Source organism: Endozoicomonas atrinae (assembly GCF_001647025.1).
Classification (GTDB): domain Bacteria; phylum Pseudomonadota; class Gammaproteobacteria; order Pseudomonadales; family Endozoicomonadaceae; genus Endozoicomonas; species Endozoicomonas atrinae.
Window position 1 is genome coordinate 33142 of the sequence record NZ_LUKQ02000027.1, and the last position, 6077, is coordinate 39218.

General features: G+C 48.1%; 6 protein-coding genes and 1 pseudogene. 3 read left to right on the forward strand and 4 right to left on the reverse strand.

Going from position 1 to position 6077, the window contains the following annotated elements; translation table 11 throughout:
* Position 1: 1 nt before the first annotated feature.
* Positions 2-787, forward strand: a complete 786-nt coding sequence (locus tag AK963_RS05845) for an NRDE family protein (RefSeq protein WP_066014529.1) — start codon at positions 2-4, stop codon at positions 785-787.
* A gap of 36 nt (positions 788-823) precedes the next feature.
* Positions 824-1258: a hypothetical protein gene (locus AK963_RS05850; protein ID WP_066014530.1), complete on the forward strand. Its 435-nt coding sequence runs from the start codon at positions 824-826 to the stop codon at positions 1256-1258.
* A gap of 5 nt (positions 1259-1263) precedes the next feature.
* Here AK963_RS05850 and ptsP read toward each other — a convergent pair whose 3' ends face one another.
* From ptsP to AK963_RS05865, 3 genes are all read right to left on the reverse strand, one after another.
* Entirely contained in the window at positions 1264-3540 is a 2277-nt protein-coding gene (gene ptsP, locus AK963_RS05855) for a phosphoenolpyruvate--protein phosphotransferase (RefSeq protein ID WP_066014531.1), read from the reverse strand.
* Between the two features lie 364 nt (positions 3541-3904).
* The gene (rppH, locus tag AK963_RS05860; protein WP_066014532.1) at positions 3905-4408 is read right to left on the reverse strand and encodes an RNA pyrophosphohydrolase; all 504 of its coding nucleotides are present in this window, start codon (positions 4406-4408) and stop codon (positions 3905-3907) included.
* 710 nt (positions 4409-5118) lie between these two features.
* Positions 5119-5541 (reverse strand): hypothetical protein, encoded by a 423-nt coding sequence (locus AK963_RS05865; RefSeq protein ID WP_066014533.1) that lies wholly within the window; start codon positions 5539-5541, stop codon positions 5119-5121.
* Between the two features lie 182 nt (positions 5542-5723).
* Between AK963_RS05865 and AK963_RS31280 the strand changes: the two genes are divergently transcribed.
* Entirely contained in the window at positions 5724-5876 is a 153-nt protein-coding gene (locus AK963_RS31280) for a hypothetical protein (RefSeq protein WP_175404450.1), read from the forward strand.
* Positions 5877-5901: 25 nt separating this feature from the next.
* Here AK963_RS31280 and AK963_RS35100 read toward each other — a convergent pair.
* A pseudogene (locus tag AK963_RS35100) lies at positions 5902-6077 on the reverse strand (IS256 family transposase); the annotation flags it as partial.

Here is a 6077-nt window from a genome sequence, read left to right on the forward strand (position 1 = left end):
CATGTGCCTTATTATTTTTTCATGGCAGCCTGATAGCCAGTATCCACTGATTCTTGCTGCCAATCGAGATGAATTTTATCGGCGCCCGACACAGGCAGCTGACTTCTGGAATGACTCACCCGATGTGTTTGGTGGCCGGGACCTTGAAGCTGGCGGTAGCTGGATGGCTATTAACAAAAATGGCCGCTTTGCCGCCGTGACCAACTATCGGGAAGTGCCAAGCCCTGCTGGCGTATATTCCAGAGGCGCACTGGTTTCCGACTTTGTAACAGGCTCCCAACCTGCATCTGATTATTTACATGCACTTCAGCAACAGAGTGACAAGTGGTCAGGCTTCAATCTTCTGATTATGGACTCAACAGGCCTTTATTACTTTAGCAACCGCTCGAAAGACCATAGCATTTCTCCCCTCCCTCCCGGGATATATGGTTTGAGCAACCATCTGCTGGACACACCATGGCCTAAGCTGTTGAGAGCACGCAATAGCTTTGCACAGGCAATAAAAGAATCAGTCCCTCCAGACAGCAAACAGCTTATTGAGTTGATGCATGATAGCCATCAGCCACCAGAGGAACAATTACCGGATACTGGTGTCAGTAAGGAAGTGGAAAAATTGCTTTCCAGCTGTTTTATTGCCAGTAAAGACTATGGTACCCGGAACACCTGCGTATTGATGATCGATAGCCACGATCAGCTGCAGTGGATTGATACGGGATACCTGCCGGAAGGAGTAGCCGGTGAGAGCCGTCAGTTCAAGATCAAACTACAGCAGAATCAGCTAAGCTAGGAAAGTGTCCAAACAGCAGGAACTGAGGCTTCTCCTATGCTTGCCCGATTTTGCTATGCCATGCTTCTCTCTTTTCTAGCACTGCCAACCTGTATTCTGGCTAACGATAGCTGGATAGAAGTCGGTTCAGCCAAAGCAAGGGTCAGTGAAAATACCTTAACGATTTTCCCTCAGACTGAGGACGCATTCAGCAAGCTTCGTTTCCATATATCTCATGGGGATGCCATCTTGCATCAGGCTCGTATTTATCTAAACAAGGGAGATGTATTTCATGTCAATCTGCAGAAAACAATTAAAGGCAAAAAGAATGGTGATAATGGGCAGGATTACTCAAGGATAGTTCCATTGATCGTTTCGCAGCAGAGCCCCATAAAGAAAGTCAAAGTATTTTATAAATTCAAAAAACAGCAAGCATCATCCAAGCCGGTAACGGTTGAGCTACTGGGAGTCCCTGTTAGTCAAGGTGAATAGGCCTGTTAGAAACGCCGACTCTTGATACCGAGAACCTTTCCCATTCCTTCTTTACAAAGGGCAAGTTCAAGGGAACTGCGAATAACCTGAGCATTGTCGTGCTTCATCAAATCCGACAGTATCTTCTTCGCACGATCCATACCTATGCGTCTTAGCACCCACTTTACTTTTAACAGGTTAACTGCACTCATAGACAGCATATCGAAGCCCATGGCCATTAACAGTACAGCAGCAGCAGGATCACCAGCCATTTCGCCACAGATACTGACGGTCTTTCCTTCCTGATGGGCATCATCCACCACCTTCTGCAAGGCATGCAGAACTGCGGGATGAAAGGAGTGATAAAGATCAGATACCCTTGGATTGTTACGGTCTACGGCCAGCAGGTATTGAACAAGGTCATTAGAGCCAATGGAAAGAAAATCTACACGCTGGGCAAGATCCTTAACCATGTAAACGGCAGCAGGCACTTCCACCATCACACCAACCGGCGGCATTGATACCGGCAAACCTTCAGCAAGTACTTCCGCATGGGCCCTGTGAATAAGGTGTTGCGCTTCCTCGACTTCAAAAATACTGGAAATCATAGGCAACATAATCCGAAGGTTATCCAGCCCCACACTGGCTTTGAGCATGGCCCTGACCTGCACCAGAAAAATTTCCGGGTGATCCAGTGTTACCCGGATACCTCGCCAACCAAGGAAAGGATTATCTTCCTTAATGGGGAAATAACTCAGAGACTTATCCCCTCCAATATCCAGTGTTCTCATGGTAACTGGTCGCGGGGCAAATGCTTCAAGCTGATGCCGGTATATCTTTTCCTGTTCTGATTCGCTGGGAAAACGGTCACGAACCATGAAAGGCACTTCAGTCCTGTATAAGCCAACACCTTCAGCCCCTCTGTCCAATGAGCGAATAGTATCGGTCATCAGGCCCGTGTTGACCCAGAGAGGAATACGGTAATTATCCAGGGTCTCACAAGGCAGATCCCTGATGGCTTCCAACCCTTTACTGAACTGATTCTCTTCTTCAAGTACTTCGGTGTAATAATCCAGCAGCTCCTGAGCTGGAGAGGAGTACACCAGTCCAAGATTGCCATCAACAATCAGTTTTTTACCGGAAAGCTTATGAAAAGGAAGGTCAACCACTCCCATTACTGTAGGTACACCCAAAGCACGGGCAAGAATAGCTACATGAGAGTTACTGGAGCCCTGCATGGAAACCAGGCCAGCCAATGACTCCTGAGGAACCTCACCCAGCATGACAGGAGAAAGCTCCTCACTGATCAGAATCGTATTCTCCGGGTATTCTACCCTCGCATGCTCTCCCTGCTGGAGATGAGAAAGTACCCTACGCCCCAGGTCCCTCACGTCAGCAGCCCGCTCGCGGAGATAGTGGTCATCCATCATTTCGAAATTGCGGATATGCTCTTCGATAACCTGTCTCAAGGCCCCCTGAGCCCAGGATCCACCCCGAATCCGCTCTCTTATCTCCTGCCCAAGAGCCCGGTCATCCAGCATTCTCAGATAGACATCAAAAAGTGCCTGCTCCTCGGCAGGTAAACGATCAGAAAGCCGTTCAGCGGTTTCTTTCATTTCTTCCCGCACCGCAGCCAGCGCACCGTCAAGCAGAGCAAGTTCAAGATCTATATCCTTGCCGGTACGCTCAGGCACTGCACCAAGATCCGCCGGAGGCGTAATAACTACCGCATCACCTATCGCTACCCCAGTGGCTCCTGCACTTCCCTGAAAGCGCGCAATTCTTCTTTTCCGGGTGGGGGTAGAGACATTATTTATTGAGCCCGTTGCCTGGGCATGGGCAATAACCCCTGCCAGCTGAGCGGACATGGTGACCAGAAAGGCTTCTTCATGTTCATCAAAACGCCGCTGCTCAACCTGCTGAACGACCAGTACGCCCAGCGTATTACGGTGGTGGATGATGGGGACCCCCAGAAAAGAGGTAAAGCGCTCTTCTCCAGTTTCACGGATATAGTGAAATTTTGGGTGAGATGCAGCATCTTCGAGGTTTATGGGCTCTTCACGCAGCCCGACCTGCCCGACAAGTCCTTCAGAATGAGAAAGAGTAACCTGTCCGACAGCAGAAGGGTTTAAGCCTTCTGAAGCCATCAGGGTATAAGAGGCACTCTCAGAGTCATATAAATAGACCGAGCACACCTCGGTTTTCATGGCACCACGAACCCGCTGCACAATAATCTGCAGTGCCATCTGTAGATCAGAGGCAGAACTGACTTCCTGTACGATATTGCGCAGGGTGTTTAGCATGTCTATCACATACCCGGTCTGATAATACTTGCTGCAACTACTTTAACAGTACAATAGCAATCCATGGCAAATTATATTGTCTTGTAACATCCTTCTTTCTATTGCAGCTCACAAGTTTGAATATATATCCATAGCCAACACTAGTTGACTGATAAGTAGTAGAACAGTTATCAGATCAGGGCCTGTTGACATTTCGTTGCGTGCTCAGCTTATAAGAGCACCCTGATACGCCCCTTTGGGCGAGACGCATGGCCCGGTTCAGAAAGGCACCATATGTGTTTGTTGTCAGACTTTCCTGACATTAAACAACTACAACCAGCGCAAGGCTTTCACACACCTGATACCTTTTCCGAGCTTCCGGGCCTCACAACGGAATATCACCCCCTCTGGACTGTAACTTCCCAATTCTGGGTACCAACTCTTTCAGAGCCCGTCTGTATACTTCCCGTTTAAACGAAACCACCTGACCAAGAGGGTACCAGTAACTCACCCAGCGCCAGCCATCAAACTCCGGAGACCCCGTGTGGTCAACCCGAATACGGTCATCATTGCTCAGCAGCTTCAGCAAAAACCACTTTTGCTTCTGCCCAATGCACAGCGGTTGCTGATCCCGGCGGACGAGTCGTCTCGGCAGACGATAACGTAACCACCCCCGGGTACAGCCAAGGACTTCTACATCTTCAGGATGAAGACCTATTTCCTCAAACAGCTCTCTGTACATCGCATCTTCCGGCGTTTCCCCATCATTGATACCACCCTGGGGAAATTGCCAGGCATCCTGCCTGATCCGCCGAGCCCACAATACCTGACCGTGATGATTCGCCAGGATAATGCCTACATTTGGCCTGAATCCATCGATGTCAATCACGTATATGGCTACCTTAGAGCCACCCTACTGTGGTACGAACACCCCCACTTCCAAGAACATAACCATATCCCCGCACTAAAACGGAGCATGAAGCTGACTATTCAAAGAACAACAGGATTAGACGCAATCACTTTTCGGTGGCCACTTAAACTATTACTTATCACGCATTGTTTCACAAACGGATACAACACAGCAAACAGGCTTTTCAATAACCATATACAAGCTATTTTATAATCAGTTCTGCCATTCGTGACAGTCTGTAAAAAGCAAACAATCAGTCAACTCTTCTACCTGTTCCAAGTATCTTGGCTCGGACGAGCAAAGTCAGAGGTTTCAAATAGTGGGCAATAAGATCCGGGAAAGTGAACTCCTTGCCAACAGTTCAATGCAGAGCTGCTCAACTTTCCGCAGAAAAGCCAAAACTTAAGTTTTGTATATAACCCCTCTATACAAATCTCCTCAACAAAAGAAAGAAACGGGAAATGAGATGCCAATTGCGATCTCCAGAATGCTCCTCAAACAAAACGGCCAGCAGCACCCTGATAGTGATACTGACTCAAAGACAGGAATGCAAATCCCACTCAGTGAGGTGATTAGGGCCTGTAGATATTTCGTTGCGTTATCAGCGTATCAGGGCGTTCCTATGGCCAGGCGAGTCATAGCAACACCATGCCTTTCAAAACGCCACAACGAAGGCATAAGGACTGGAACTAGAACAACGCAGGAGCAGTTGCCCCGCAGGGTCGTTTATTCTCGGACAACCTCTTTGCCTCCATCGACCGTGAAAAAAGCCGGTGGTACCAGTTAACTGCTAACTGCCTGAATTCAGGGCAATCACCTTCCCCTAAAGCCCCCATCGCGGTGGTTATATAGTTGTAGACTATATCTGGTACAGCCTTTGAGCTGTCAATGCCGCACATATAGTAATAAACAGCATCTATGTAGCTTTCTTTTCTGTAAAATATATAACCCAGCTGTTTATTCACGCCCATGAAGTACGCTTGATCACATTCATGTTCAAGCATATGCAACTGTTGAAACAAAATTTCAATGGCCTGATCAAGATGATTCAACCGAGTTAGCGCTATGGCCGCATTAAGGTTGAAATGATAGTCCTCCTTTGCACATTCCAAAGCGAAGTCCTTGGCACAAGCCCAAGCCTCACACCACTCAGGCTCACCTGGCGTTTGGGCTTTAGCTACAGCTTCCAGTTCCTTCCAGCGAGCGACAGTATCTAAACTCTGACCTGACTCTGAGTGCTTTATGGCAGGCTCTGTCCTTTTCGAAAAGGAAGGCCTCGAAGAAGGAAGTGGAAGTGGAAGTGGAAGTGGAAGTGGAAGTGGAAGTGGAAGTGGAAGTGGAAGTGGAAGTGGAAGTGGAAGTGGAAGTGGAAGTGGAAGTGAAAGTGGAAGTGGAAGTGGAAGTGGAAGTGGAAGTGGAAGTGGAAGTGGAGAGAGCCTGTAAATAATTCTGTGTAAACGCCACCAAAACTATTACTCCTTGAACCGGTCAGGAAACATAATTTCAAACCGGTTCATGGCTGCTTTCCAGTTCCTGATCGGCATGGTCCATTTCTCGGAAGCTTTTTCCATGGCCAGATAGATTACCTTCATGACTGACTCATCAGTCCGAAAAATCTTCCGGTTCTTGATCGCCTTACGAATGACGC